Annotated in this window: 17 protein-coding genes; 10 read left to right on the top strand and 7 right to left on the bottom strand. The window is 68.8% G+C overall.

The window, feature by feature from the left end:
* Positions 1–96 precede the first annotated feature (96 nt).
* The 6 genes from ACFTE1_RS23270 to ACFTE1_RS23245 all read right to left on the bottom strand — a co-directional run bounded on the left by ACFTE1_RS23270 (position 97) and on the right by ACFTE1_RS23245 (position 10,376).
* Positions 97–1,806: a hypothetical protein gene (locus ACFTE1_RS23270; protein ID WP_380618899.1), complete on the bottom strand. Its 1,710-nt coding sequence runs from the start codon at positions 1,804–1,806 to the stop codon at positions 97–99.
* A 136-nt stretch (positions 1,807–1,942) separates the two neighbouring features.
* Positions 1,943–3,610, bottom strand: coding sequence for a metallophosphoesterase (locus ACFTE1_RS23265; protein WP_380618901.1), 1,668 nt, complete (start codon positions 3,608–3,610; stop codon positions 1,943–1,945).
* A 150-nt stretch (positions 3,611–3,760) separates the two neighbouring features.
* Positions 3,761–5,701, bottom strand: coding sequence for a Stk1 family PASTA domain-containing Ser/Thr kinase (pknB, locus tag ACFTE1_RS23260; protein ID WP_380618903.1), 1,941 nt, complete (start codon positions 5,699–5,701; stop codon positions 3,761–3,763).
* A 208-nt stretch (positions 5,702–5,909) separates the two neighbouring features.
* Entirely contained in the window at positions 5,910–7,133 is a 1,224-nt protein-coding gene (locus tag ACFTE1_RS23255) for a protein kinase domain-containing protein (protein WP_380618905.1), read from the bottom strand.
* A gap of 124 nt (positions 7,134–7,257) precedes the next feature.
* Positions 7,258–8,757 carry a penicillin-binding transpeptidase domain-containing protein gene (locus ACFTE1_RS23250; RefSeq protein WP_380618907.1) on the bottom strand — a complete coding sequence of 500 codons (1,500 nt, stop codon included), beginning with the start codon at positions 8,755–8,757 and terminating at the stop codon, positions 7,258–7,260.
* Complete coding sequence (locus ACFTE1_RS23245; protein ID WP_380618909.1) at positions 8,754–10,376, bottom strand: FtsW/RodA/SpoVE family cell cycle protein; 1,623 nt, start codon at positions 10,374–10,376, stop codon at positions 8,754–8,756. The genes ACFTE1_RS23250 and ACFTE1_RS23245 overlap by 4 nt, the downstream gene beginning before the upstream one ends.
* Before the next feature lie 296 nt (positions 10,377–10,672).
* On the opposite strand from ACFTE1_RS23245, the gene ACFTE1_RS23240 reads away from it, so the two are divergent.
* From ACFTE1_RS23240 to ACFTE1_RS23205, 8 genes are all read left to right on the top strand, one after another.
* Positions 10,673–11,353: a potassium channel family protein gene (locus ACFTE1_RS23240; protein ID WP_380618911.1), complete on the top strand. Its 681-nt coding sequence runs from the start codon at positions 10,673–10,675 to the stop codon at positions 11,351–11,353.
* 3 nt (positions 11,354–11,356) lie between these two features.
* Positions 11,357–12,706, top strand: coding sequence for a TrkH family potassium uptake protein (locus ACFTE1_RS23235; protein ID WP_380618913.1), 1,350 nt, complete (start codon positions 11,357–11,359; stop codon positions 12,704–12,706).
* A 379-nt stretch (positions 12,707–13,085) separates the two neighbouring features.
* Positions 13,086–15,581: an ATP-binding protein gene (locus ACFTE1_RS23230; RefSeq protein ID WP_380618915.1), complete on the top strand. Its 2,496-nt coding sequence runs from the start codon at positions 13,086–13,088 to the stop codon at positions 15,579–15,581.
* A gap of 57 nt (positions 15,582–15,638) precedes the next feature.
* Complete coding sequence (locus tag ACFTE1_RS23225) at positions 15,639–16,028, top strand: roadblock/LC7 domain-containing protein (protein WP_380618917.1); 390 nt, start codon at positions 15,639–15,641, stop codon at positions 16,026–16,028.
* Between the two features lie 233 nt (positions 16,029–16,261).
* Positions 16,262–17,938, top strand: coding sequence for an aa3-type cytochrome oxidase subunit I (gene ctaD / locus ACFTE1_RS23220; RefSeq protein WP_380618919.1), 1,677 nt, complete (start codon positions 16,262–16,264; stop codon positions 17,936–17,938).
* A gap of 159 nt (positions 17,939–18,097) precedes the next feature.
* A complete protein-coding gene (locus ACFTE1_RS23215) occupies positions 18,098–19,063 on the top strand; it encodes a cation diffusion facilitator family transporter (protein WP_380618921.1) in 966 nt (321 codons plus the stop codon).
* A gap of 279 nt (positions 19,064–19,342) precedes the next feature.
* Entirely contained in the window at positions 19,343–19,648 is a 306-nt protein-coding gene (locus ACFTE1_RS23210; protein ID WP_380618923.1) for a WXG100 family type VII secretion target, read from the top strand.
* Between the two features lie 51 nt (positions 19,649–19,699).
* A complete protein-coding gene (locus tag ACFTE1_RS23205) occupies positions 19,700–19,981 on the top strand; it encodes a WXG100 family type VII secretion target (RefSeq protein ID WP_380618925.1) in 282 nt (93 codons plus the stop codon).
* Between the two features lie 155 nt (positions 19,982–20,136).
* On the opposite strand, the gene mshA is transcribed toward ACFTE1_RS23205, so the two are convergent.
* Complete coding sequence (gene mshA / locus ACFTE1_RS23200; RefSeq protein WP_380618927.1) at positions 20,137–21,432, bottom strand: D-inositol-3-phosphate glycosyltransferase; 1,296 nt, start codon at positions 21,430–21,432, stop codon at positions 20,137–20,139.
* Positions 21,433–21,853: 421 nt separating this feature from the next.
* Between mshA and ACFTE1_RS23195 the strand changes: the two genes are divergently transcribed.
* Entirely contained in the window at positions 21,854–22,573 is a 720-nt protein-coding gene (locus ACFTE1_RS23195) for a TetR family transcriptional regulator (RefSeq protein ID WP_380618929.1), read from the top strand.
* A 428-nt stretch (positions 22,574–23,001) separates the two neighbouring features.
* Positions 23,002–25,113 carry a dTMP kinase gene (gene tmk, locus ACFTE1_RS23190; RefSeq protein ID WP_380618931.1) on the top strand — a complete coding sequence of 704 codons (2,112 nt, stop codon included), beginning with the start codon at positions 23,002–23,004 and terminating at the stop codon, positions 25,111–25,113.
* Positions 25,114–25,188: the final 75 nt, after the last annotated feature.

Here is a 25,188-nt window from a genome sequence, read left to right as displayed (position 1 = left end):
GGTCCTGTGGAAAGGCGATGAGCCTTAGCCGGGCGGTCCCGGCTAAGGCTCATTGTATACAGCTCCGGCAACAGTGGCCAGAGGACTGTTCACGTCTCAGGGGTTCTGCGTCTCCCCGTCCTCGGCGCCCAGCTCCTTGATGCAGAAGACGTCGTCTCCCGAGCTCAGCGTGGCGGCGTTCTCCCCGCACTCGGTGGCCTCGTCGACCTGCTTCTCAATGGTGAAGTCGTTCTCGCCGGCCTCTTCGCAGGAGATCGGGACGGCGCTGTTGTCCTCGCGCTGGGTGGCGCAGCCGCCGACCTCGAACGGGGTCGGGCGGAGCATGAAGTAGAGGCCGAGGGCCACCAGGGCGAGCACGAGCAGACCCGCGACGATGGCCACCGGGAGGATCCAGCCCTTGCGCCTCTTCGGGGCGGGGGCCGCCGGGGCGCCCTGGACGCCGGCCGGAGGCACCGCGCCGGCGGGCGGCATCGGCGGCTGGTTCGGGTCGCCCTGGGGCTGCTGCGGTTGCGGAGGCTGCTGGGCCTCCGGCTGCGGAGCCGAGGGCTGCCCCTGCGGCTGCCCCTGGGGAGGCTGCTGCGGCGACGGCTGCTGCTGCGCCTGCGGCTGGCTCGGCGCCGGCGGAGCGGCGGCGGGCTGCGGCTGGGCGGGAACGGGCGGAGCCTGCTGCTGGACCTGCTGCGCGGGCTGGCCCACGGGCTGTCCCTGCGGCTGGGCGGGCTGACCTTGCGGCGGAGCGGGCGGGCCCTGCGGAGCCGGGGGCATGCCGGGCTGCTGCCACTGCTGCTGCTGAGGCTGCTGCGGTTGGTTCATGCCGTTGGGCGCCATCGGGATCGGCGGAATCGTTCCGTCGCTCGGCGGCTGGAAGCCCTGCGGCGCCCCCGCCGACTGGGCGGAGACGGGAGGAAGACGGTGGGTGTCGTCGGGACGCGGCGCGGGCGGCGAGCTCGGCGCGGCCTGCGGCGACGGGGCCGGGCTCTGGGGCGCCGACGGGGCCGCCTCGGGGGCGGGTGCGGACTCCTGTTGGGCCGGCGAAGGGCCGCCCACGGACGGAGCGACCGGCCAGCCGCTGCCGCCGACCTCGGGCGGGGAGGGCGCGGCGGGGGCCGGCGGGGCCGAGCCCGCGGTCGGACGCAGCACCTGCGTGTCGCCCGCCTCGGCCGGCGACTCGCTCGGCGACGAGGTCTCGGCCGACGGCACGGGGGCCGGGGTGGTCTGTGCGGGAGCGCTCTCGGCAGCGGCCGCCTCCGGAGAGGACGTCGCCTCTGCGGCGGCCGGGGCCGTCTCGGCGGGGGCGGACTCGGGAGCGGAAGTCGTCTCGGCGGGGGCGGCCTCGGGCGCTGGGGGCTGCTCGGTGGAGGCGGCCTCGGGCGCAGGAGCCTGCTCGGCGGGCTCGGACGCGGCAGGCTGCTCGGCCGGCGCGGGGGCCTGTTCGGCGGGGGCGGCTTCCCTCTCAACGGCCTGCTCGGCGGGCGCGGAGGCCTGCTCGGCAGGGGCCGACTGGCTCTCGGCCGGGGCGGGAGGAACCGTGTCGTCGGTGATCCGGGGCATCTCTCCGGTCAGCTTCACCGTGCCGATCTCTTCGGCCTCGCTGGAGACCGTCTCGTCGGCGGGGGCCGCCTCGGGGGAGGGCACCGCGCCTTCAGAGGAGGACTCGGCGGGGGAGGATTCGGCAGGGGTGGTGGAGGCGGCGCCCTCGGCGGGGGTGCCTTCGGGGGCGGCACCGCTCGGGGCGTCTCCGGACTGAGCCGGAACGCCTTCCGGACCGTTCTCCTGACCGGGAGTAGCTTGAGAATCGGAGGTCACGTTTAGCTCCTCTTGAGATGTGCACGACCATTCCGCGTCGCGTTGTTGCCTCTTACCGTACTAGAACCGCCCGGGCCGAACGCGGACAGGTCTCGCGACGACCGAGCGTCATTACTGCTAGTGGCGGGCGCGGACACTATTTCGAGGACGGACGCGGATGCGGGATCGTGACCGGTTCCTCAATGTGGCGCGCGCGGATCGGCTGGGCCGGCAGGAGGCGGGACGGCGAGCTGCTGGTCGGGACGTTCCACTTCCACTTGCGGGCCGACCGGTCCACGCCGATCGGATGCACCGTCAGGCCGTTCTCGTTGAGCTTCAGGCGAAGGAAGCATTTCGAGTCGATCACCGAGAGGCCGGCGAAGAGCTCGTTGGCGTTGACGCCGAAGCGGTTCGCCACGAGCAGGTAGAACCCCACCAGCCACGTCGCGGCCAGGCCGCCCACGGGAATGTAGCCGACATACGGCCAGGCGCCGCCCACCGGGAAACCCTCCAGCACCGACGCTCCCGCCACCGCCAGCGCCGTCTGGGCGGCCCCGTGGAGGACCCCCAGGACATAGTGCTTGACCTTGCGCGGCCCCGTCGAATGGGCGAAGGCAATGCCCACTGAGATCAGCACCGCCGCGCAGGTGACCGTCGTGCCCACCCCCTGCAGCACCGCCACGACGGCCAAGAGCTGCACCACGCCGATGAAGAGGACGAAACTCTTGTTGCGCCATGGCAGGCGGCCGAAGATCCCGAAGCCGTAGCGCCAGGAGCGCCGCATCGTCGGGTAGGCGGACTTGAGCGTGTAGTCGCGCGGCAGCGACCCCGTGTGCCCTATGGACGACGGCGGCGGCGCGGTGATGTGGACCGGGAGGTTGTGCGTCGGCGACAGGTAGCCGCCGCCTCCGCCGGCCGTGATGAGGTGGCGCGGGCGGCCGCGGTCGCGCGGCAGGTCTTCCTGGTAGCGGGCGTAGTGGTGGCGGTCGCCGGTCAGGATGAGCGGGACGCGGGCGCGGCGCGGGCGGATGATCTCGTCGATGAAGAAGTCGATCCGGTCGAACGCCTGCCTGTCGTCCTCCGTCCACACCCACGCCGGCTGCGGGACGCACAGGATGACGTGGTCGCCCGGCTGGATCCCGGCGGCGCACTTGCGGAAGTAGGCCAGCTGGGGCGGGTCGAGGCGCGAGTCGAAGCCGCCGTCGATCGCCATGAGCCACCAGCGGTGCGGGAGTTTGAGCGTGAAGTACGAGCGCGTCTGGCGGGTGATCCACCGCCCGAAGTGGCGCCGCTGCAGGAACAGCCGGCTGAAGGCCGTCAGCCCGTCGAACCAGTCGTGGTTGCCCGGCACGGCGAAGAGGTCGCGGTTCTCGGCCGGATTCGCCGTCGTGTACGGGCCCCGGGTGCGGTTGTCGTATTCCCGCCAATTCGCGGCCGGATAGACCTCGTCGCCGCCCATGACGAGGACCTCGCCCCCGGGCAGGGGCTCGCCGGAATTGGATAGATGGAGCTTGGGCTGCGCCAGCAGATGGGCGATCGAGTAGGTGGCGTTGAAGCCGTCGCCGAGGTCGGCCACGTAGTCCAGTCCGATCTCGGAGCGCTCGGAGTAGTCGAAAACCCCTTGCGGATAGAAGGAGAGCAGCTCCCTCTTGTCCAGATAGGCGCCGAAGGACTGCGCGCCGAGGAGCCGCAGGGCCGTGTCGGCGAGGGTGCCGGGGGCCAGCCACTTGACCGACCGCTGCGGCAGGTACCCGAGTCGCTGGGCGTCGAGCCGGCGTGGGCCGAGGCCCGGCTCCGAATCTGAGGTGGGCTCACGGGAGGTCATAGGTCATGTTTGCATACTTTGAGCCACAAAGGAAGTGCAGCGTGCAGACGCGAAAGGCCCGGACGGGTCGCCCCGTCCGGGCCTGTGGTCATGTGCCCTCAGCCTCAGGTGCGGCCCGGATCGGCCGGCCCGGGCCGTGGTCTAGTCCGGTCAGCCGGTCGGGTCCAGCGGATCCTCCGACTCCGACGGATCGGTGGACGGGTCGTCCTCGCCGCCTTCGCCTCCGTCGTCCTCGTCGTCCGGATCGCGCGCGTCGATCGTCACCGGGGTGCCCGGAGCGACGGTGTCACCGTTGGGCGGGGCACTCCCGACCACCACGTCGGTGTCGTTGCAGGAGCCGCCCGAGCCCTGCTGCACGCACTCGATCTCCAGCTGCTCGCCGTAGGTCGCCATGAACTCGGCGACCGTGGTGGTGCCGTTGGAGAACTCGATCTGGACGCCCGGGAAGAAGACGGTGACCGTGGTCCCCTTCTCGACGGTCGTCCCCTTCGGGGGGTCCTGGTCGATGGAGACGTCCGGGTTTCCGTTGTCCGCGCGGTACTCGATCTCCATCTCGAGGCCGAGGTCGTCGAGCCGCGACTGGGCGTGCTCCTCGGACACCCCGGTCACGTTCGGGACCTCGACCTGGTTGGCGCCGGAGGCGACGGTCAGGGTGATCGTCGCTCCCCTGTCGACCTCTCTGCCGCCCGGCGGGTCTTGGTCCACGACGGTTCCCGGCGATTCGCTGGAATCGTCGTCGTCCTCCCGCTCCACGTCGAAGCCGGCGTCCTCGAGCGCCTCTTCGGCCTCACTGTACTGCTGCCCGCGGTAGTCGTCGAGGGAGATCTTGCCCGGCGCCTCGAGAATGGTGATCGTGACCGTCGACCCCTCTTTAGCCTGGGTATTACCCTCGGGGTCCTGTTCGGTGACGGTGCCGATGTCCTCGTCGTCGGCGGTGTCGGCGGTCTCGCGCTCGTAGGCGACTTCGAAATTGTCGGCCTCGAGCTGCTTCTCCGCCTCTTCCTGAGTCTGCCCCATGACATTGGGGACGGTGACGGACCCGTTGCCCTCCTCGCCGTTGCCGAGGGCCCAGACCAGCCACGCGCCGCCGCCGATGGCCAGCAACGCCAGGATGGTGATCAACGCGATCAACGGGCCGCGCTTCTTGCTCTTGCGCGTCTCGATGGGCGTGATCGTCTCGGTGTTCGGGGCGCCGACGCCGGCTCCGCCGACGATCTGCGTCTCGTCCGACGAGGGCATGACCATGGGCGCGGTGACGGCGCCGCCGGCGGCCGCGCGCATGAGGTCCTCGCGCATCTCCCCGGCCGACTGGTAGCGGTTGTCCGGGTTCTTCGCCAGGGCCTTCATGACCACCGCGTCGATCTGCGGCGGGATGGCCGGGTTGACCTGGCTCGGCGGGGTCGGGTCCTCCTTGACGTGCTGGTAGGCCACCGACACCGGGTTGTCGCCGGTGAACGGCGGGTGCCCCACCAGGAGCTCGTAGAGGACGCAGCCGGTGGCGTAGACGTCCGAGCGGGCGTCGACGGTCTCGCCGCGCGCCTGCTCCGGCGAGAGGTACTGGGCCGTTCCGATGACGGCCGAGGTCTGGGTCATCGTGGACTGGCCGCTGGCCAGCGCCCGCGCGATGCCGAAGTCCATCACCTTGACCTGGCCGGTCGAGGTGAGCATGATGTTGCCGGGCTTGATGTCGCGGTGGATGATGTGGTGCTTGTGGCTGAAGTCGAGCGCGGAGCAGGAGTCGGCCACCAGTTCGGCGGCGCGGGCCGGCTCGAAGGCGCCGTCGGCGAGCAGGTACTCCTTCAGGGTCTTGCCGTCGACGTACTCCATCACCATGTAGGGGATGCCGTCCTCTTCACCCGTGTCGAAGACGGCGACGATATTGGGGTGGTTGAGGGAGGCGGAGTTCTGCGCCTCTCGGCGGAAGCGGATGAGGAAGGTCTCATCGTGGGCGAGGTCGGAGCGCAGCAGCTTGATCGCGACCTCACGGCCCAGCCTGCGGTCGCGGCCGCGATGGACCTCGGCCATGCCGCCGTAACCGATGGTCTCGGCCACCTCGTAGCGTCCGCCGAGCAGGCGGGGTTCTTCACTCATCGTCGACTCGTTTTCCTCAATGGTCTACGCCTCATAGTTCTGCGTCTTGGTTGATTGTAGCGATCGTTCCGCCGTGTTATCCGCTTCTAGGGGGAGTCGTCCGGACCCGTCGTCGCTGGTCGCGATCGTCACCCTCCAACGCGGGCCGGGCGCGCGCCCGGCCTGTGATCTTGCCGGTCGCCGGGCACGCGTCCCCTGGACATCGGTCTCAGCAGCCGTCCGGGTCGAGGCATTCGCCGAGCTGTCCGCCCGGCGAGTCGGTGTCGTCGTCATCGTTGTCGTCGTCGGGCTCGTCCGCGTCGTCGTCGGACTCGCTCGCGGAGTCGGAGGGCTCGGAGGTGTTCTCGACGGTCCCCCCGTTGTCGGGGTCCTCCTCCCCGCCGCGTGTAAAGTACCAGGCCGCTCCCCCGGCCAGGACGATGGTGAGGACGGTGGCCAGAACGGCGACGAGCGTGAGGCGGGACTTGCCGCCTCCCGGAGTGCCAGACCCGCTGCCCTCGCCGACCGGTGGCGCACCGTACGCGCCGGTCTGGGGCGCGGGCGCTCCGGCGGGGACGCCGGTCATGACGGAGGTGCGGTTGGTTCCCCCGGACGGGGTCACGGCCTGGCCCTGCAGCGCCGCCTCGGCGGCGGAGGCGAATTCCGCGGAGTTCGCGTAGCGCTGGGCGGGGTCCTTGGCCATGGAAGTGGCGACGCACCGCACAACGGCGGGCGGGAGGTGCTGGGGCAGGGGCTGGGGCTGGGTGCGGATGTGGTGGAGGGCGACCTCGATGGGGTTCTCGGAGTTGAAGGGCTTGGCGCCCGAGAGGGCGTGGTAGGCCACGACTCCCAGCGAGTACTGGTCCGACAGGGCGGTGGCGCCGAGGCCTTCGGCCTGTTCGGGCGCGATGTAGGAGGCGGTGCCCATGACCGCTCCGGTCTGGGTGAGGTCCGCGCTGCCGTGCGAGCGGGCGATGCCGAAGTCCGTGAGGATGGCTCTTCCGTCGCGCCGCAGGAGGATGTTGCCCGGCTTGATGTCGCGGTGGACGATGCCGTGCTCATGGGCGTGCTGGAGGGCCCGCGCGATGGCGGCGGTGAGGGGCAGGACCTCGGCGGGCTCCATGGTCCCCCGCTCCAGGCGGTCGGCGAGGCTCTCCCCGTCGACGAACTGCATGACCAGGTAGGCGGTCCGGGATCCGTCCTCGGTGGCGGCCTCCCCGTAGTCGTACACAGAGACGATGTTGGGGTGGTCGAGGGCCGCGACGATCTTGGCCTCGGCCTGGAAGCGCTGGATGAACTCGGTGTCGGTCACCAGCTCGGGAAGGAGGACTTTGACGGCGACGACGCGTTCCAGGACGGTGTCCTGAGCCTTCCAGATCTCCCCCATGCCGCCGGCGGCGATGGGATCAGTCAGGCGGTAGCGCCCTCCCAGGAGTGTGTCAGGGCTGAACATGTCGGGCTCTCTCCTCAGGTCTGCTCCGGGCGGCACGCCCCATCGCGATCTCCCCTCAAGCATATGGCACCGACACCAGAGCCCTCCCGAGTGCCGTACCCAGTGAGATCGAATCGGGGCCCGGTCAGTTGCCCTGGTCCTCAAGCGCTTGCGCCATCAGTTCGCCGGCGATCTGGGTCGCCAGGCCGGAGCCCGCGTCGCCGTAGTTCTTGACGAAGACGCTGACGGCCACCGTCGGCGTGTCGGAGCCCTCCTCTCCCCCGTATCCGATGAACCAGCCGTGGGTGGGCAGGTCGTCGCCCTTCTCGTCGGTGTTCTCCGCGGTCCCGGTCTTGCCCGCGATGTCGTAGCCCCCCTGCCGGGCCGCTCCGCCGGTTCCGCGGTCCCCGTTGACGACCTCGTCCATGAGGATCCGCATCTGCTCGTTGTCGGCCTGCGAGAGCACCCTGTTGTACTGGTCGGGGCGGATGTTCCGCAGAGTCTCGCCGTTCTTCTGGTCGGTGATCTTCGTGACCAGGCTGGGCTCCATCAGGATGCCGTCGTTGGCTATGGCCGAGGCGATCATGGCGTTCTGGAAGGGCGTGAGCCTCACGCTCTGCTGCCCGAAGCAGGACTGGGCGCGGAAGGCCGGGGAGTCGATGTCGCCGATCTCGGACTTCGCCACCGTGAGGGGCATCTCGAACTCCTCGCCGATGCCGAAGTCGGAGGCCATGTCCCGCATCTCGCCCGCGCTGAGGTCGTTGACGCACAGCTGCGCGAAGGTGGTGTTGCAGGAGCGGGCGAACGCCTCCTTCAGAGGCAGTTCGGACTCGGGGCACTGGTCGCCCTGGTTGGTGATGGTGTGGTCGGTGTCCGGCGGGTCGTACGAGTTTCCCGCGGGGACCATGGTGTTCGCGTTCCCGTAGCCGTTCTTGATGAAGGCCGCGGCCGTGACCGCCTTGAACGTCGATCCCGGCGGATAGGTCTGCAGGCGCGAGGGGTCCTGGAGGTTGTTCTCCGGGTCGGTCCCGTCCGGGCCGGCGATCTCGCGCCAGGCGTTCTCGGCGGTCTCCCCGTCGTTGGAGGCGAGGTCGTCGGGGTCGTAGCCGGGGGTTCCGACGTCGGCGAGCACCTCTCCCGTCCTCGGGTCCATCACCACGGCCGCGCCCGGCACGCCCGTGCCGGAGAGCCGGTCGTAGGCCTGCCTCTGCAGGTCGGGGTCCAGGCTGGTGTGGACGTTGCCGCCCAGCGGGGTCTCGCCGGTGAAGAGGTCCTTGACCTTGTCGGTGAAGAACAGCGCGTCGCTGCCGTCCAGGACGGGGCCCTCGGCCCGCTCCAGTCCGTAGGAGCCGACGTTCAGGGACTTGAACCCCGTCAGGTAGCTGAAGGGGGCTCCCTCCGGGTAGGTCCGGTAGTACTTCAGCCGCGAGTCCTCCGGCGAGGGCTGGGAGACGGCAAGTTGCGTCCCGTCCGCCGCGAGGATCTCGCCGCGGGGAACGGAGTACTCTTCTATCTCCTGGCGGGCGTTGTGGCCGTCTTCGGCCAGGTCGGCCGCGTCGAGGAACTGGACCTTGTTGAACTGCAGGAAGACCGCTCCCAGCAGGATCAGGGCGATGACGCCGGTGCGGCGTATGGCCGGGTTCATTTCTCCTCCTCGTCGTCGGGCTCGTCCACCACGTCCGGCTCGGCGGTCACCGGGCTGACGTCCTCGGACACGATCTGCCCGGTCTCCTGGGCGAGGATCAGCTGGGTCTCCTGGTCCCCGGCCGGGGCCATGTCGGCCTCCTCGCGGACCCCCGCCACGGGCCTGTCGCCGTGCGCGGCGAACCACTCGGGCGGCGGCTGGATCTTCTGCAGGCCGAACGACGGGTTCCACGGGCGCCGCGCGTCGTCCGAGATCCGCACCAGGAGGGCGATCATGATCCAACTGGCCAGCATGGACGATCCGCCCGCCGCCAGGAACGGGGTGTTGAGGCCGGTCAGCGGGATCAGTCCGCTCACGCCCCCGGCGACCACGAAGATCTGGAAGGCGAAGGAGAAGCCCAGGCCGGCTACGACCAGCTTCCCGAACCCGTCGCGCTGCATGACGCCGGTCTTGAAGGCCCGCTCCACCAGGATCCCGTAGAGCAGGAAGACCGCTATGAGGCCGGCCAGGCCGATCTCCTCGCCCAGGGCCGCCAGGATGAAGTCCGACTCGGCGAACGGGATGATGTTCGGCTCTCCCCCTCCGGGGCCGGCTCCGATCAGTCCGCCCGATCCCAGTCCGATGAGTCCCTGGACGAGCTGGTAGCTCTGGTCGTTGACGTACGCGGGGTTGAACGGGTCGAGCCAGATCTGCACGCGCAGTTGGAGGTGCTCGAAGAACGGGTAGATGGCCACGCACCCGCCGACGAACAGCAGCAGGCCGATGATGATCCATGAGACGCGTCTCGTCGCCGTGTAGAGCATGGCCATGAACAGGCCGAAGAACAGCAGTGACGATCCCAGGTCGTTCTCCAGCACCAGGATTCCCATGGAGGCGACCCACATGATGATGATCGGCCCGAAGTCCCGCAGCCGCGGGAACTGGATCCCCATGGCCTTCTTCCCCGCCACGCTCAGTACGTCCCGGTGCCGGTAGAGGTAGTAGGCGAAGAAGACCAGCAGGGCGATCTTGGCGAACTCCGAGGGCTGGACCGAGACCGGGCCGACGATGATCCAGTTCTTCGCCCCGTTGCGCTCCGATATGGACGAGGGCAGCAGGCCCGGCAGGGCCGCCAGGATGACGCCGCCGAAGCCCAGGATGTAGGCGTATCCGCGCAGCGTGCGGAAGTCCTTGAACAGCATGAGCACCAGTGCGAAGAAGGCGATGCCCACGAGCGCGAAGATCAGTTGGCGGCCGCCCGCGTCGGCGAACGGTCCCGCGTCGGCCGGCAGCGGGTCGTTGAAGTCGGTGAGGGTCAGCCTCCGTTGGAAGACCACGCCCAGGCCGGTCAGGATCGCGGCGGCCAGGACGATCAGCTGGTCCGCGTACGGGGCCAGCCAGCGCGAGAGCCCCCACGCCCCGGCCATGGCGGCGCAGGCCGCGCCGGTGAAGACCCAGGTCTGGGACCCCATCTCGCCGTGGACCGCCGTCTCGACGGCGATCTCGAAGACCGCCACGCAGGCCATCGCGACCACGAGCATGACCGCCCCGCGAGAGGTCCGCAACGGCATGCCCTTCACCGGGGTGAGCGGCAGCTCGCCCCCTTTCGCCTTGGCCCGCGCGGACACCGCCTGGTTCATCCCTTGATTACCTCATATCGCACACGCTTTGTGAAGTGTTCTCGTCGCTTTGACACCACAGGTGGGCACAGCGTAACGCGCCATTCACGTCTCCACCGCTCAATCGCGGAACGTTAGCCCCTTTCACTGACCGGGACGGACCGACGCCTCCGACGCACGGCGGCACCCGCACCGGAACAGAAGAGCACCGGCGCCGTAGCGGGGCGCACTCGACCGTCGCGGTCGGACTGTGGCCCGCCGGACGGACGGGTATCGTGTTCAGGTACGCACCGGCCCGAACACCCTGAGGATGCACCATGGCCCTGTTCAACCGACACGACCTCGCCGATGAGGACGCCGTCGCGGTCATCGGCCTGGGCCGCTTCGGCTCCGCCGTCGCCCACTCGCTCACGCGCCTGGGGCACGAGGTCCTCGCCATGGACGAGCGCCCCGAGGTCGTCCAACGCTGGTCGGACACCCTCGACCACGTCGTGCAGGCCGACGCCACCGACTCGACCGTCCTCAAGCAGCTGGGCCTCGGCGAGTTCGACCACGTCGTCGTCGCCATCGGCACCGACATCGAGGCCAGTGTCCTCACCGTCCTCGCCTGCGAGGAGGCCGGCGTCAACGAGATCTGGGCCAAGGCCATCACCGCCAAGCACGGCCAGATACTGCACCGCGTCGGCGCCCACCACGTCGTCTACCCCGAGGCCGCCATGGGCGAGCGCGTCGCCCACCTCGTCACCGGCAAGATGATGGACTTCATCGAGTTCGACGACGGCTTCGCCATCGTCAAGACCAAGGCCCCGGCCGAGGCGGTGGGCCGCAAGCTCGGCGATTCGCAGCTGCGCACCAAGTACTCCGTCACGGTCGTGGGCATCAAGGCCCCCGGCGAGGACTTCACCTACGCCACCCCCGACTCCGTCGTCCACGAGGGCGACACCCTGATCGTCTCCGGCAAGACCAAGAAGGTGGAGGCTTTCGCCTCCCACACCTGATCTATGAACTCCTGGTCGGAATGGTTCTCCCGGCACCCGGTCCGCCTGGTGCCCTTCGGCTTCGCGGCCGCGATCCTCCTCGTCACCGCGCTGCTCCTGCTGCCCGTCTCCCAGAGCGGCTCCGCCCCCACCGGTTTCCTGGACGCTCTGTTCACCGCGACCTCGGCGATCACCGTGACCGGGCTGATCACGCTCGACACTTCGACGCACTGGAGCCTCTTCGGCGAGGGCGTCATCATGCTGGCCATGCAGATCGGCGGCGTCGGCATCATGGCCACCGCGGCCTTCATGGGCCTCGTCGTCTCCCGCAAGATCGGGCTGACCGGGCGGCTGCTGACGCAGGCGGAGCTGAACCGCACCCTCGACATGGGCGACCTCAAGGGCATCCTGCTCAAGGCCTTCGCCATCTTCGGGGCCGTCGAGCTCCTCGCCACCGTCGTACTGTCGCTGCGCTTCCGGTTCACCTACGGCTACGACCGTTTCGACGCCTTCTGGACCGGGCTCTTCCACGCCGTCAGCGCCTTCAACGCCGGCGGCTTCTCGCTCTTCTCCGACTCCATGACCGGCTTCCGGACCGATCCGGTCATCCTCGTCATCGTCATCGTCTCCTCGATCGTCGGAGGCCTCGGCATGCCGGTGCTCTTCGAGATCACCCGGCGCGGCTGGGGGCACCGCCGCTGGTCGCTGCACACCAAGATGACCCTGTGGGGGACCGGCTTCCTCTTCGTCATCGGTTTCGCGCTCTTCCTCTTCTACGAGTGGGCGAACCCGGGGACCCTGGGGCCCATGCCCTGGCAGGAGAAGACGCTCAACGCGCTGTTCCAGTCCAGCATGCTGCGCTCCACCGGCTTCAACTCCTTCGACACCGGCGAACTGACCACCGACTCCGTCCTCGTCAGCGTCGTGCTCATGGTCATCGGCGGCGGTTCGGCCTCCACCGCCGGCGGCATGAAGGTGACGACGTTCTTCCTCCTCGCCTGGGTCATCTGGTCCGAGCTGCGCGGCGACCCCGACGTCTCGGCCTTCCGCCGCCAGATCCCGCCCGACGCCATCCGGCAGGCGCTGTCGGTGGCGCTCATCTACGTCGCGCTCGTGGCCGGCGGCATCCAGTCCGTGCAGTACCTGAACCCGGACATCCCGCTGCAGGACATCATGTTCGAGGTGGCCTCCGCGGCGGGGACGGTGGGGCAGTCGACCGGCATCACCGACGCGATCACCCCCGGATCGCAGGCGATCCTGATCTTCCTCATGTACGTGGGGCGCATCGGGCCGGTCCTCTTCGCCACGGCCCTGGCCATCCGCGGACGGCAGCGCCGCTACCAGTACCCGATGGGCCGTCCGCTCGTCGGCTAGTCGAAACGGTGCGCGGACGCGTTCACATGCCCCCGGCTCGAGCACCATCACCGTTCGCTCACAGTATGGATACGGCTCCCGGCGCCCTTCCCGAGACCCTCCCGGACGGCCGGACCGGAGTCCACCGGCTGCCCAGGGCTTCCCCGGCGCACCAATGCGAAGTGTCCTCACGACTCGGTCGCGCCGGAGCCGGGAAATCCCCTTGACGGCGTCCCCGGGGAGGGGCTGAGCGGCCCCCTCCCGCATAGTTGAGTAGAATTCGGATGTCAGCCGAACCCCGGCTGCAAGCAGGAAGACCCCGACGCGCGGCGTCCGGCCTCCCGGTCGGCCCGCCGCAAGCTCACTCCCCGACACGTCTGACGCGATCGGAGCTGACCACATGCCCGCCACGAGCAAGCCCAGATCGGGGCGAACGAGCGAGAAGGCCGCCCCTCAGGCCCTCCGCTCCGCCTCTCGCCGTCGCAGGAGACGCGTCCCCCAACTCCGGATCCGCACGCAGCTCCTGCTCCCCGTCGTCGCCGCCCTGACGGGAATGCTCGTCCTCGCCCTCCTCCAGTTCCTGAACTCCTGGGAGGACTACCGCGAGTCCAGCGAGGCCGAGGACATCACCCGCCTGACCGAGACCCTGGTCCACCTGGTCGACTCCGGCCAGAGCGAAGTCGGCTGGGCCATCGCCACCGGCGAGGCGAGCCTCGACGACATGGACTCCCTGCGCCTGCGCACCGACGACCTGCACGAGGAGTTCCGCACCCGCGTGCAGCCCGTCCTCGAACGCCACCCGTCCCTCGAAGACGACGCCGACCTGGTCCTCGACAGCCTCAACGAGCTCAGCTGGGCCCGCGAGGCGCTCGACAAGTACTTCAACGGCGCCGCCAGCGCCCAAGACCCGGCCACCCTGCAGGCCTACGAGGTCTACCGGCGCAGCGGCGACAGCATCGTCGAGATGGTCTTCTCCCTGACCCCCATCGTCGAAGAGCCGGAGGTCTCCGGGAAGCTCGACGCGCTCGCCGCCTCTCTGCGCGCCGGCCGGCTGGCCGCCGAGCTCCAGTACCGCGTCCTCAACGACATCTCCTCCGCCGCCTCCACCGGAGTGGTCCCCAGTGAGCGCCTCGCCGACGCCGCCCGACAGGCCGGCGCCTACGAGGAGCAGGTGAAGGAGTTCCTCGCCACCGCCGGCGGCGACACCGCCGCGGCGTTCAAGGAGATGCGCGAGTCCGACGGCCCCAAGAAGGCCGAGGAGGCCCTCGAGGTCTACCTCTCCGGCGTCGTCCCCAAGATCGACCCGCAGGAGTGGATCACCGCGCAGGCCAAGACCGTGCAGGGGCTCAACAAGGTCCAGCTCATCGCCGCCGGCGACGTCAACGACACCGTCGACGGCAAGAAGGTCGCCGCGACGACCTCGCTGCTGACGACCATCGGACTGCTGACCCTGTTGAGCTTCATCGCCGTGGGCACCGCGATCAGCCTGGCGCGCCGCATCTCCGACCGGATCGACACCGTCCGCGAGAACACCCTGAGCGCCGCCTACGACGAACTGCCCAAGACCGTCGCCGCCGTGACCGGCGCCCGCAGCGCCCCGGAGGTCGACCGGCTCCTGGAGCAGGCCAAGGACAGCCACGCCTCCATCGTCGGCGACACCGACGGCCGCGACGAGCTCTCCAGCCTGGCCGCGGCGTTCAACACCGCGCACTACCAGGCCCTGCGCCAGTCGGCCAACCAGGCGCTCCTGCGCCTCGACGTCCAGGCCATGATGCGCACCCTCGCCCGCCGGGGCCACACCCTGATCCGCAAGCAGCAGGACGTCATGGAGGACTACGCCGGAGGGCTGGACTCCTCCGTCCCGCCCCAGTGGCGCACCCTCTACCACCTGGCGACCCGCATGCGCCGCAACGAGGAGAACCTCCTCTTCCTCGCCGGCGGTGAGCCCGCCAAGCGCTACGGCCACCCCACCGACTTCGGAATGGTCATCTCCGACGGCGCCAGCGAGATCGAGGCCTCCCACCGGATCCGCATCGACAACTCCGTGACCGCGTGCCTCACGCCCGACGCGGCCAGCGACGTCGCCCGCATCCTCGCCGAGATCCTCGACAACGCCGCCAACTTCTCGCCGCCGAACACGCCCGTCCAGGTCGCCACCCGCCGCAACGGATCGGACCTCATCCTCTCCGTCCAGGACCAGGGCATCGGGCTCCAGCCGCGCGACGTCGAGCAGATCAACCAGCGACTCTCCGAACCCACCCAGCTGACCTCGGAGCTCACCGCGACCATGGGCCTCCTGGTCGTCGGCCGCCTGGCCCACCAGCACGGCATCCAGGTCCGCCTGCACTCCACGTTCGGCAAGGGCACCCTGGCGGTCGTGACCCTGCCCGCCACCGCCCAGGTCGACGTCACCGACCACCAGGGACAGATCGCCGCGCACACGCCGGCGCGACTGGCCCTGGCCGCCCACGCCGCCAACGTCCCCATGGCCGGAACGGGCCACGAGCCCGACGTCCCCAGCGCCATCGAGCCGATCGTGCCCGACCAGCTCCGTTCGGGAAGCCTGCCGCCCCGCAGCTCCGAACCGGCAGCGGACCCCTCCGGCGCCAGCGCCGAGTCCGCCGCCCCCTCCCCCGAGGAGACCAGCAAGATCAGTATGACCTTCAGGTCGGTGAACATGACACTCCAGCAACCCTCCGCAGGCGCGTCCGACGGACTCCCCCGGCGCAGCCCCGGATCCCGGCTGATCCCGGGGTCCATTCCCGAGGACGGCCCGGCGCGACCCCGCCGCTCCGTCCAGGACGACTCCAGCCCCGACCCCAACGAGGTGCGGTCCCGACTCTCGGGCCTCGCCTCCGGAATCGCGGCCGCCGAGGGCGAGTACGGACGCCACTGAGGCCGAAGACCACCGCCTCTCCAGAGGCGACTACCGAGGAACAGAAAGAGAACCGATATGACGATTGCCCGCGGACAACTCGATTGGCTCATGACCAACTTCGTCGAACTGGTCCCCGACGTCACCGACGCGCTGACGGTCTCCGTCGACGGACTGGCCCTGGCCTCTTCCGAGGGGCTCTCGGACGACCGGGCCGACCAGCTCGCGGCCATCACCTCGGGGCTGGCCTCGCTGACGACCGGCGCCGCCAAGGTCCTCGAGGCCGGGCGGATCCGCCAGTCCGTCATCGACATGGACGAGCAGGTGCTGCTCCTCATGAGCGTCGGCGACCGCGCGCAGGTCGCGGTGCTCGCCTCGTCGGGCTGCGACCTGGGACAGGTCGGCTACGAGACGGCCGTTCTTGTGAAACGGGTCCACGCCGCACTGGAGCCGGAAGCACGGCGCTGAACCGCGCTGACATAATTAGGATGTTGCTCACCGTAAGGTATGATCCTGCGACGGCTCCACAGCCAGGCCTCGGGGCCGCCGGTAATTTCTTCCTTACTGACCAGCGGAAACCACCGAGCGGTAATGCCCGGACACTTCGCGCCACGCCGTTTTCTCGCGGCCCCTGCGCACAGGGCCCGGTTTCAACCGCTATTCTGCGAACGCTACCTGGAACAAGAAAATGGAGGCCCTAGGTGACCACGGTTGAGCCCAAGGTCGAGCCGAAACCGATCGTCTCGCGTCCCTGGCCTGTACGCCGAGAGCCGAAGGGCTCCTGGCTGGCCCGGACTCTGAGGACTACGGACGCCAAACAAATCGGCATTCTGTACTTCATCACGTCCTTCGCATTCTTCGGAATCGGAGGCATCCTCGCGCTCGTGATCCGGGCCGAGCTCTTCCAGCCCGGACTGCAGTTCGTGTCCGAGGAACAGTACAACCAGCTGTTCACCATGCACGGCACGATCATGCTGCTCATGTTCGCCACGCCGATCGTGTTCGCCTTCGGCAACTACCTGGTGCCCCTTCAGATCGGGGCCCCCGACGTGGCCTTCCCCCGCCTGAACGCCTTCGCGTACTGGCTCTACCTGTTCGGGTCCCTGATGGTCGTCGGCGGATTCCTGACCCCCGACGGCGCCGCCGCCTTCGGCTGGTTCGCCTACCAGCCCCTGGCCAACTCGCTGAACTCCCCCGGCATCGGCGCGGACCTCTGGTTCGTCGGTCTGACCATCTCCGGTCTGGGCTCGATCCTCGGCGCGGTCAACCTGATCACCACGATCGTGACCATGCGCGCGCCCGGCATGCTCATGTTCCGCATGCCGATCTTCACCTGGAACATCCTGATCACCGCCCTGCTGGTCATCCTGGTGTTCCCCATCCTCGCCGCCTCCCTGCTGGCCGTCGTCGCCGACCGCCAGTTCGGAGCCCAGGTGTTCAACCCGGAGACGGGAGGCGCTGTCCTCTGGCAGCACCTGTTCTGGTTCTTCGGGCACCCGGAGGTCTATATCGTCGCGCTGCCGTTCTTCGGCATCGTCTCCGAGATCTTCCCGGTCTTCAGCCGCAAGCCCATCTTCGGCTACAAGACCCTGGTGGCCGCGACCCTCGCGATCGCCGGCCTGTCGATGGCCGTGTGGGCCCACCACATGTACGCCACCGGCGCGGTCATGCTGCCGTTCTTCTCGCTGATGACGTTCCTGATCGCCGTGCCCACCGGTGTCAAGTTCTTCAACTGGATCGGCACCATGTGGAAGGGGCAGTTGACCTTCGAGGCGCCCATGCTCTTCAGCGTCGGCTTCCTGGTCACCTTCCTCCTCGGCGGACTCTCCGGCGTCCTGCTGGCCAGCCCGCCCATCGACTTCCACGTCTCCGACTCCTACTTCGTCGTCGCGCACTTCCACTACGTGCTCTTCGGAACCATCGTGTTCGCCGTCTACGCCGGCGTCTACTTCTGGTTCCCGAAGGTCACCGGCCGCATGTACGACGAGCGTCTGGCCAAGGTGCACTTCTGGCTGACCTTCATCGGCTTCCACGCGACGTTCCTCGTCCAGCACTGGCTGGGCAACGAGGGCATGCCGCGCCGTTACGCCGACTACGCCGCCAGCGACGGGTTCACCACGCTGAACATGATCAGCACCATCGGTGCCTTCATCCTCGGCTTCTCGACGCTGCCGTTCATCTGGAACCTGTTCAAGTCCTACAAGACCGGCCGCATCGTCGAGTCCCGCGACCCGTGGGGCTACGGCGGCAGCCTGGAGTGGGCCGCGCCCACCCCGCCGCCGCTGCGCAACTTCGACCGGCTGCCGCGCATCCGCTCCGAGCGCCCCGTCTTCGACGAGAAGTGGGGTCACCTCGTGAAGGAGAGTAAGGGGCATTAGCTGCTCAGAACACTGACAGCACCGGATTCGGGCCGGACGCGTGGCGTCCGGCCCGAACTGCGTTCCGGGACGGGAGAAGCGAGCCCGCTCTGGCGGACCGCCGCGCACCGAATTTCCGGGAGCTCCGCGGCGGACTCCGTTTCGTCGTAATCTCGTCAGGTGACCGACTCCGCGCCCGTGCTGTCCGAGACCGACGCCGAACCCGGTTCAGAGAGCCTCCTGACCGTCGCGATCGCGGGCCTCATGAACCTCGCCATCGCCGCCGCGAAACTCGTAGCGGGGCTTCTCAGCGGGTCCGCCGCCATGCTCTCCGAGGCCGCCCACTCCGCCGCCGACACGGTCACCGAGATCATGCTCTTCTTCGCGGTGCGCAACGCCCAGAAGCCGGCCGACGAGCGGCACCCCTTCGGCTACGGCCAGTCGGCCTACCTCTGGGCCGCGATGGCCGCGGCGTTCACCTTCGTCGCGGGCGGGCTCTTCGCCATCACCCACGGCTTCCACTCCCTGCACCACGCGCAGGAGGACACCGACTACCTGGTCTCGTACACCGTGCTGGCCATAGCCTTCGCGCTGGAAAGCGTGTCCTTCGTCCGCTCTCTGAAGCAGACCCGCACCGAGGCGAAACGCCTGGGCCTGCGCCCGTTCCACTACCTCCGCCAGTCCCCCGACACCAGCCTCCGCGCCGTGGTCCTGGAGGACCTGGCCGCGCTCGTCGGCCTCGTCCTCGCCGGGCTCGGGCTCCTCTTCACGGAGATCACAGGTGATTCGCGTTGGGACGCAGCCTCATCGATCGTCATCGGGTTCCTGCTCCTCCTCGTCGCCGTCCGGCTGGGCCACGCCAACATCTCGCTTCTGGTCGGACGCGCGCTGCCTTCCGCACAGCGCGAGGAGATGCGCGCGATCATCGAGTCGGTGCCGACGGTCATCTCGGTGAAAGAGCTGCTCACACTGCAGATCGGGCCGCACTCCGTCCTGGTGGCGGCCAAGGTGGACCTGCACGACGAGGCGACCGGAGCCCAGATCGAGGCCGCCTCGAACGAGGCCGATTCGGCTCTGCGAGAGCGTTTTCCGCAAGTCATTTGGGTCTTCCTCGATCCCACCCCGACCGATACCGACTTTGAGTGATCAATGCACTACACATTGGTCACCCCTTGTGGCACGAACTAGGGATAAAGCAGTTGTGCGTCACATGTATTCTCGTAGGTAGACAACGATGAAAAAGCGTTCCGACGCAGGCGGCGGCGATTCAGGATTTCCCCCGAATCCCATGCCGCCCAATAAGACATCTCGGACTCATCGACGCTCTCCGAGCTTGCGGGGAGTCCGTACTATAAAACTGACGAATTCAACTAGCCGGACCAGCCTCCCGATCGCTGGATTCGGCCCACGCACCCGGAGGTGAACATGGCCGCAGTAGGAATGAACGTCGAAGAGGTCGAGCAGGCCGCTCAGGACGTTGCGAACACCAAGATGGAGATGGACCAGAGCCAGAACGCGGTCCGCAACATCGTGGACGGGCTCATCGCCGCTTGGGAAGGCAAGGCCTCGGAGAAGTTCCAGGAGGTTATGGAGGTCTTCGACGAGAAGGCCAAGGTCATCCTCGAGCGCCTCGACGAGATCGGCTCCCTCATCGGCGACTCCGCCTACAACGCCGCCGAAGCCGACGTCGCCGGCCAGGACGCGGTCAGCCCGTACCTGGACGAGCTGTAGAGCAGTAGAACTCTCACCGGTCCCCGACATACTTTGAAAGGAATCTAAACCATGAGCAGAATTGCCCTGAGCTACCAGGAACTCGAGGACGCCTCCCAGGGGCTCAAGAAGGAGTCCGACGACATGGTGTCGGCCCTCGAAGGCCTGATCGCCAAGCTCGACCCGATCGAGTGGGATGGTCAAGACCGCGAGTCCTACGAAGAGGCCAAGACCGAGTGCCAGCAGGCTCTCCAGAAGATCCTCGAGATCTTGAACGGCATCGGCCAGGCCGTGGACGCCGCCAAAGAGGCCTACCAAGAGGCCGAGGCGAACAACGCCAAGTCCTTCAACTAAGAAGAGGCTCGAGCGTCACGTGCTCGATTACGTGAAGAGGGGCGATGGATTTCCATCGCCCCTCTTCGCATGTCTGAAAAACTCCTGAGCTGAGTCGTAGCAGCCCTGTCGGCTTGCGAGCCTATTGACCAGCCGCCGATCTCTCTACTCCAGGCCTATCCGACACCCGCGAACAATCCCCGGCATCTCTGCTCGTCCAGCACCTCGTCGTAGGAGTCGACAAGCAGGTCCGCCGTAGCGCCCCAGGAGAACCGGGACGCGTGCTCAACCGCCCCGTGCGACAGACGGTGCCGCAGAGCACTGTTCCCCGCGAGCGCGCCGATCGCAGCCGCCCAGTCGGACGGGTCGTGTCCCTCTACCAGCAGCCCGGAACGTCCGTCGTCGACGGCGGTGGCCAGTCCCCCGACCTTTGTCGCCACGACCGGCGTCCCGCAGGCCTGCGCCTCCAGGGCCACGAGGCCGAAGGACTCGTTGTGGCTCGGCACCGCGACGATGTCCGCCGCGCCGTACAGATCCGCGAGCGCCTGGCCCTGGCGCGGCGCGAGGAAGCGCGCCTGGTTCGCCAGCCCCAGTTGCGCGGCCAGTTTCGGCAGCCAGTGCGGGTCGGCGTTGGACGGGCCTCCGACGAACATGGGGACGACTCGCTCTGCCAGCTCAGGATCATGGTCGGCCAGGTCGGCCAGTGCGCGCAGGACCATGTCCGGGCCCTTGGCCGGCTGCATGCGCCCGACGAAGGCCACGGCGATGTCGCGTTCTCCCAGTCCCAGGTCGCGGCGTGCCACCGCGCGGGCCGGGTCGCCTGAGGGCCAGTAGGTGTCGAGGTCGACTCCGGGCGGCACGATGTCGATGCGGTCGGCCTCGGCCCCGTAGTGGTCGATGAGTTCCCGTGCCTCGGCGGTCGTGTTGGCGTGCAGGCGTGTCGCGACGTCGGCGATCTGCTGTTCGCCGGTCACCCGGGCGGGAGGTTCGGGTTTGTCGTCCTCGGAGAGGGTGGCGTTCTTGACCTTGGCCAGGGTGTGGAAGGTGTGGACGAGGGGGACGCGCCAGCGCTGCGAGGCGGACCATCCGACCTGGCCGCTGAGCCAGTAGTGGCTGTGGATGAGGTCCCAGTGTCGCTGGGGGCGGCGGGCCTCGGCCCGCAGGACGCCGGCGGTGAAGCTGCAGAGCTGCTCGGGGAGGTCGTTCTTGTTGAGTCCTTCGTAGGGGCCGGCGGGAACGTGGTTGACGGTGACGCCCGGCATGGGGGTGGTGCGGGGCGGTTGAGCCGAGGCGGTGGCCCTGGTGAAGATGTCGACCTCGATGCCCCGCCGCGCCAGTTCCCTGGCGGTGTTGACGATGTACACGTTCATTCCCCCGGCGTCGCCCGTTCCGGGCTGTGCCAGCGGCGAGGTGTGGACCGAGAGCAGGGCGACCCGACGGAGCTGTGTTCTTGGTCTCCGTCGTGCGCTCATGCGGTTTCCTTTCGGGTGGTGCTTCGTTAGACGCCTATATAACGCGAGAAGCCTTTTGATATTTCCCGAGGGACGAGTGTAACTCGCAACTTTCGTCCAGACGGGCCGCGACGACCGCCGCGACCTCGGGACTCGAACAGGTGAGAGTCGGAAAGTTGTTCGCGACACGGCGCCGATAAACCCATAAAATGGGATTTTTCGGCAATGATGGTACGTAGAGCCCCGAAATAGCCACGCAGAGTGACTGAGGGGAGGCGAGGACCGAAGAGAGCGATCCAGACCGGCTCTCCCGAGACCTCGACGCCAATGTCTTGCGACACGCCCCGGCTGGGGGTAGCCGGGGTCCGACCGCTGAAACGACGACTGTAAGTCGGTGCGGCCCGAGGAAGCGCCGCACCACTCAAGGGGGAGACACTTTACTATGAGCACAGGAACCATGAGCGCCGCGACAGTGCCCACCGCCCGCAAGGCCGACGTGCCCGGCCCGGCCGCCGAATTCACGCGTACTAACGTGCTCGAACGCGCCACCGGACAACACGCCCTGCGCCGCCTTCCGGTCCAGGAGCGCTCCGCCGCCCGTGTCGGCCGCATGCTCGACGCGGCCGCGGACCTGATCGAAGAGGTGGGCTACGACCGGCTCTCCACCACCGCCATCGCCCAGCGCGCCGACGTTGCGATCGGCTCCGTCTACCAGTTCTTCGGCGACAAGCGCTCGCTCGCCGAGGCGTTGAGCCAGCGCTACATCAAGCAGTACTTCGAGCGCCTCGAGGCCCGCCTGGCCAACGAGGGCCCGTCCGACTGGCGCGGCGGCCTTGCCGTGGCCTTCGCCGAGTACACCTACATGTACCGCACCGCTCCGGGCTTCCGCGTGCTCCACCTGGCCGACGCGATCGACCCGGGCAAGGGCAACGACATCACCACCGGCGCCGACGTGATCGCCGGGCACATCGCCGCGATGCTGGAGGAGACCTACGAGCTCGAGGTCACTCCGGCCCTGCGCGAGACGATCGGCGTGGCCGTGGAGACCGGGCAGGCCCTGGTGCGCCTGGCGTTCCGCCGCGACAAGACCGGCGACGACGCCGCGCTGGCCGAGGCCGAGCGCGTGGTGGCCGAGTACCTGGCCCGCCGCCTGCAGGCGTGAACAGCGCCAGTCCGAGGCCGGGAAGAGTGACGCTCTTCTCGGCCTCCCGCTCATAGCGGCGCCGGACCCGCGGAGTTCCCCGGCCACCGTCTCCCCGCCCGGTGCCCGATCTCCGCGTCCCGGCGCCGCGCCGGCGAGCCTCGCACGGCGCTCGCCGCATGGCTCGTGATCCCGCGGACCCTCACCGCCGCATGGACTCCGGCTCCCGGATCCCGTCCGCGCGCACCCCACTCGGGAACCCGTCCGGTCCCTAGTGCGGCCCCGGGCATGCGATGATGAACGTCGATACCCATCCCCGCCTTCGAGGGCAGCGCCGTTCACACAAATCCGCCTGTGACCCCGAGGACGGACGGCGATGGCTAGTCTGGAATAGGCCCCCGTTCCCGGGCGACACCCACCGGTCGACAGAAAGGGTAGGCAACAACCCAATGGCCAACCTCGCAGCGGATCTCTCCACCGTCCTCCGCATCGGACCCTTCCGGCGGCTCTGGGCGGTGCTCGGCCTCGCCTCCTTCGGCGACTGGCTGGGCCTGTTCGCCACGGCCGGCTTCGCCCAGTCGCTCTTCGACGACCCCGCGGCCAAAGGCCTCGCCTTCGCCGGCGTCATCGTGCTGCGCCTGGCCCCGTCCATGGTCTTCGGATTCCTCGCGGGCGTGCTTGCCGACCGGTTCGACCGGCGGATCACCATGTCCACGTGCGACCTGCTGCGCTTCCTCCTCATCGCCTCGACGCCGACGGTCTATGTGATCACGCACAACGTCGCCTTCACCGTCATCTGGCTGGCCGTCGCCCAAGTCCTCATCGAGATGGTCGTCCTGGCCTGGATGCCGGCCAAGGAGGCGAGCATCCCCAACCTCCTGCCGCACAGCAAGCTCGAGGCCGCCAACCAGTTGACGCTCGCCACGACCTACGGCATCGCGCCGCCGCTGGCCTTCGGCATGCTGGCCGTCCTGGAGCGCGGCGAGCACCTGTGGTCCGGGCTCGGCATCTACGGCGAGCCGATGGTCCTCGCGCTCTACATCGACGCGCTCATGTTTCTCATCGCCGCGGTCACCGTCTACTTCTTCATCCCCGAGATCTCCGGCCGCGACCTCAAGCACGAGCGCAAACAGCAGAACATGTGGCAGGACTTCACCGACGGCATCCGCTACCTGCGCGGACACGAACTGGTGCGCGGCCTCATCATCGGCATCCTCGGCGCCTTCAGCGGCGCGGGCATCCTCGTCGGCGTGGGCCAGACCTTCGCCATCGACCTGGGCGGGGCACGGGCGGCGTTCAACACCCTCGCCGCCATCCTGTTCATCGGACTGGGCTGCGGCATCGTGTTCGGCCCCAAGCTGATCGGCAGCCTGTCCCGACCCCGTTGGTTCGCGGCGTCCATCATGCTCGCCTCCGCCGGACTCGTCATCGACGCGGTCGCCCCGCTGCTCTTCGTCGGCCTGGCCGGGTCCTTCGTGATCGGCGCCGGGGCCGGAATGGCCTTCCTCGCCGGCATCACCCTGCTCCAGCGCGAAGTGGACGACGACGTGCGCGGCCGCATGTTCTCCTTCATCGCCATCTCGGCCCGCGTGGTCCTCATGGGCGCCATGGTCGTCGCCGCCCCGCTCGCCGGCTGGGCCACGACCTGGATCAGCTACGGCTACCTCACTCCCAGCCGCGTCCTGCTGTTCGTCGCCGCCCTCCTCGTCGGCGGCCTGGGCCTCTTCGCCTTCCGCCGGATGGACGACAAGCCCGGCATCGGACTGGTGAGGGACATCTGGCGGTCCGTCACGCGCAAGGAGGAGGCTCCGACCGGCACCGTCAACGCCCCCGGCATGTTCATCGCCTTCGAAGGCGGAGAGGGCACCGGGAAGACCACCCAGGTCCTCAAGCTCACCGCGTGGTTCAAGGCCCGCGGGCACACCGTCGTCCAGACCCGCGAGCCCGGCGGCACCCAGCTGGGCAGCCGCATCCGCGCGCTCATCCTGGACGCCAAGAACTCCGACGCCCCCTCCCCGCGCGCCGAGGCCCTGCTCTACGCCGCCGACCGCGCGCACCACGCGGCCTCGGTCGTCCGGCCCGCCCTGGCCGACGGAAACGTCGTCATATCCGACCGGTACATCGACTCCTCCATCGCCTACCAGGGCGCCGGACGCGGGCTCGGCGGCGAGGAGATCGCGCACCTCTCCCAATGGGGGACGGAGAACCTCGTACCGGACCTGACCATCGTGCTCGACCTCGACCCGGCCGTCGGCCTGGCCCGCGCCAAGGGCGGCGGCGAGGGCGACCGGATCGAACAGGAGACGCTGGACTTCCACCGCAAGGTCCGCGAGACGTTCCTCTCCCTCGCCAAGAAGCGCCCGGGCCGGTACCTGGTGGTCCCGGTCAACGCCGACCCCGACACCGTCGGCGACCACATTCGCGACGAGGTCGCCAAGCGGCTCAACCTCGAGCAGCTGAACAAGCGCGACCAGACCGCGTGGCCCGACCTCGACGAGACGGCGTCGCGGCCCCGCGACGGCCGGACCGAGGCCATGCCCGCCTCGCCGTCCGGGGAGTAGCGTCGGAGGCCCCGCCTATAGTGGGTGGGCCTACAAACCGGACCGCCGCGCGGCGACCGCCGCCGGGGAACACGA

Source organism: Salininema proteolyticum (assembly GCF_042685645.1).
GTDB lineage: Bacteria > Actinomycetota > Actinomycetes > Mycobacteriales > Micromonosporaceae > Salininema > Salininema proteolyticum.
This window is presented reverse-complemented; position numbering and strand designations above follow the sequence as displayed.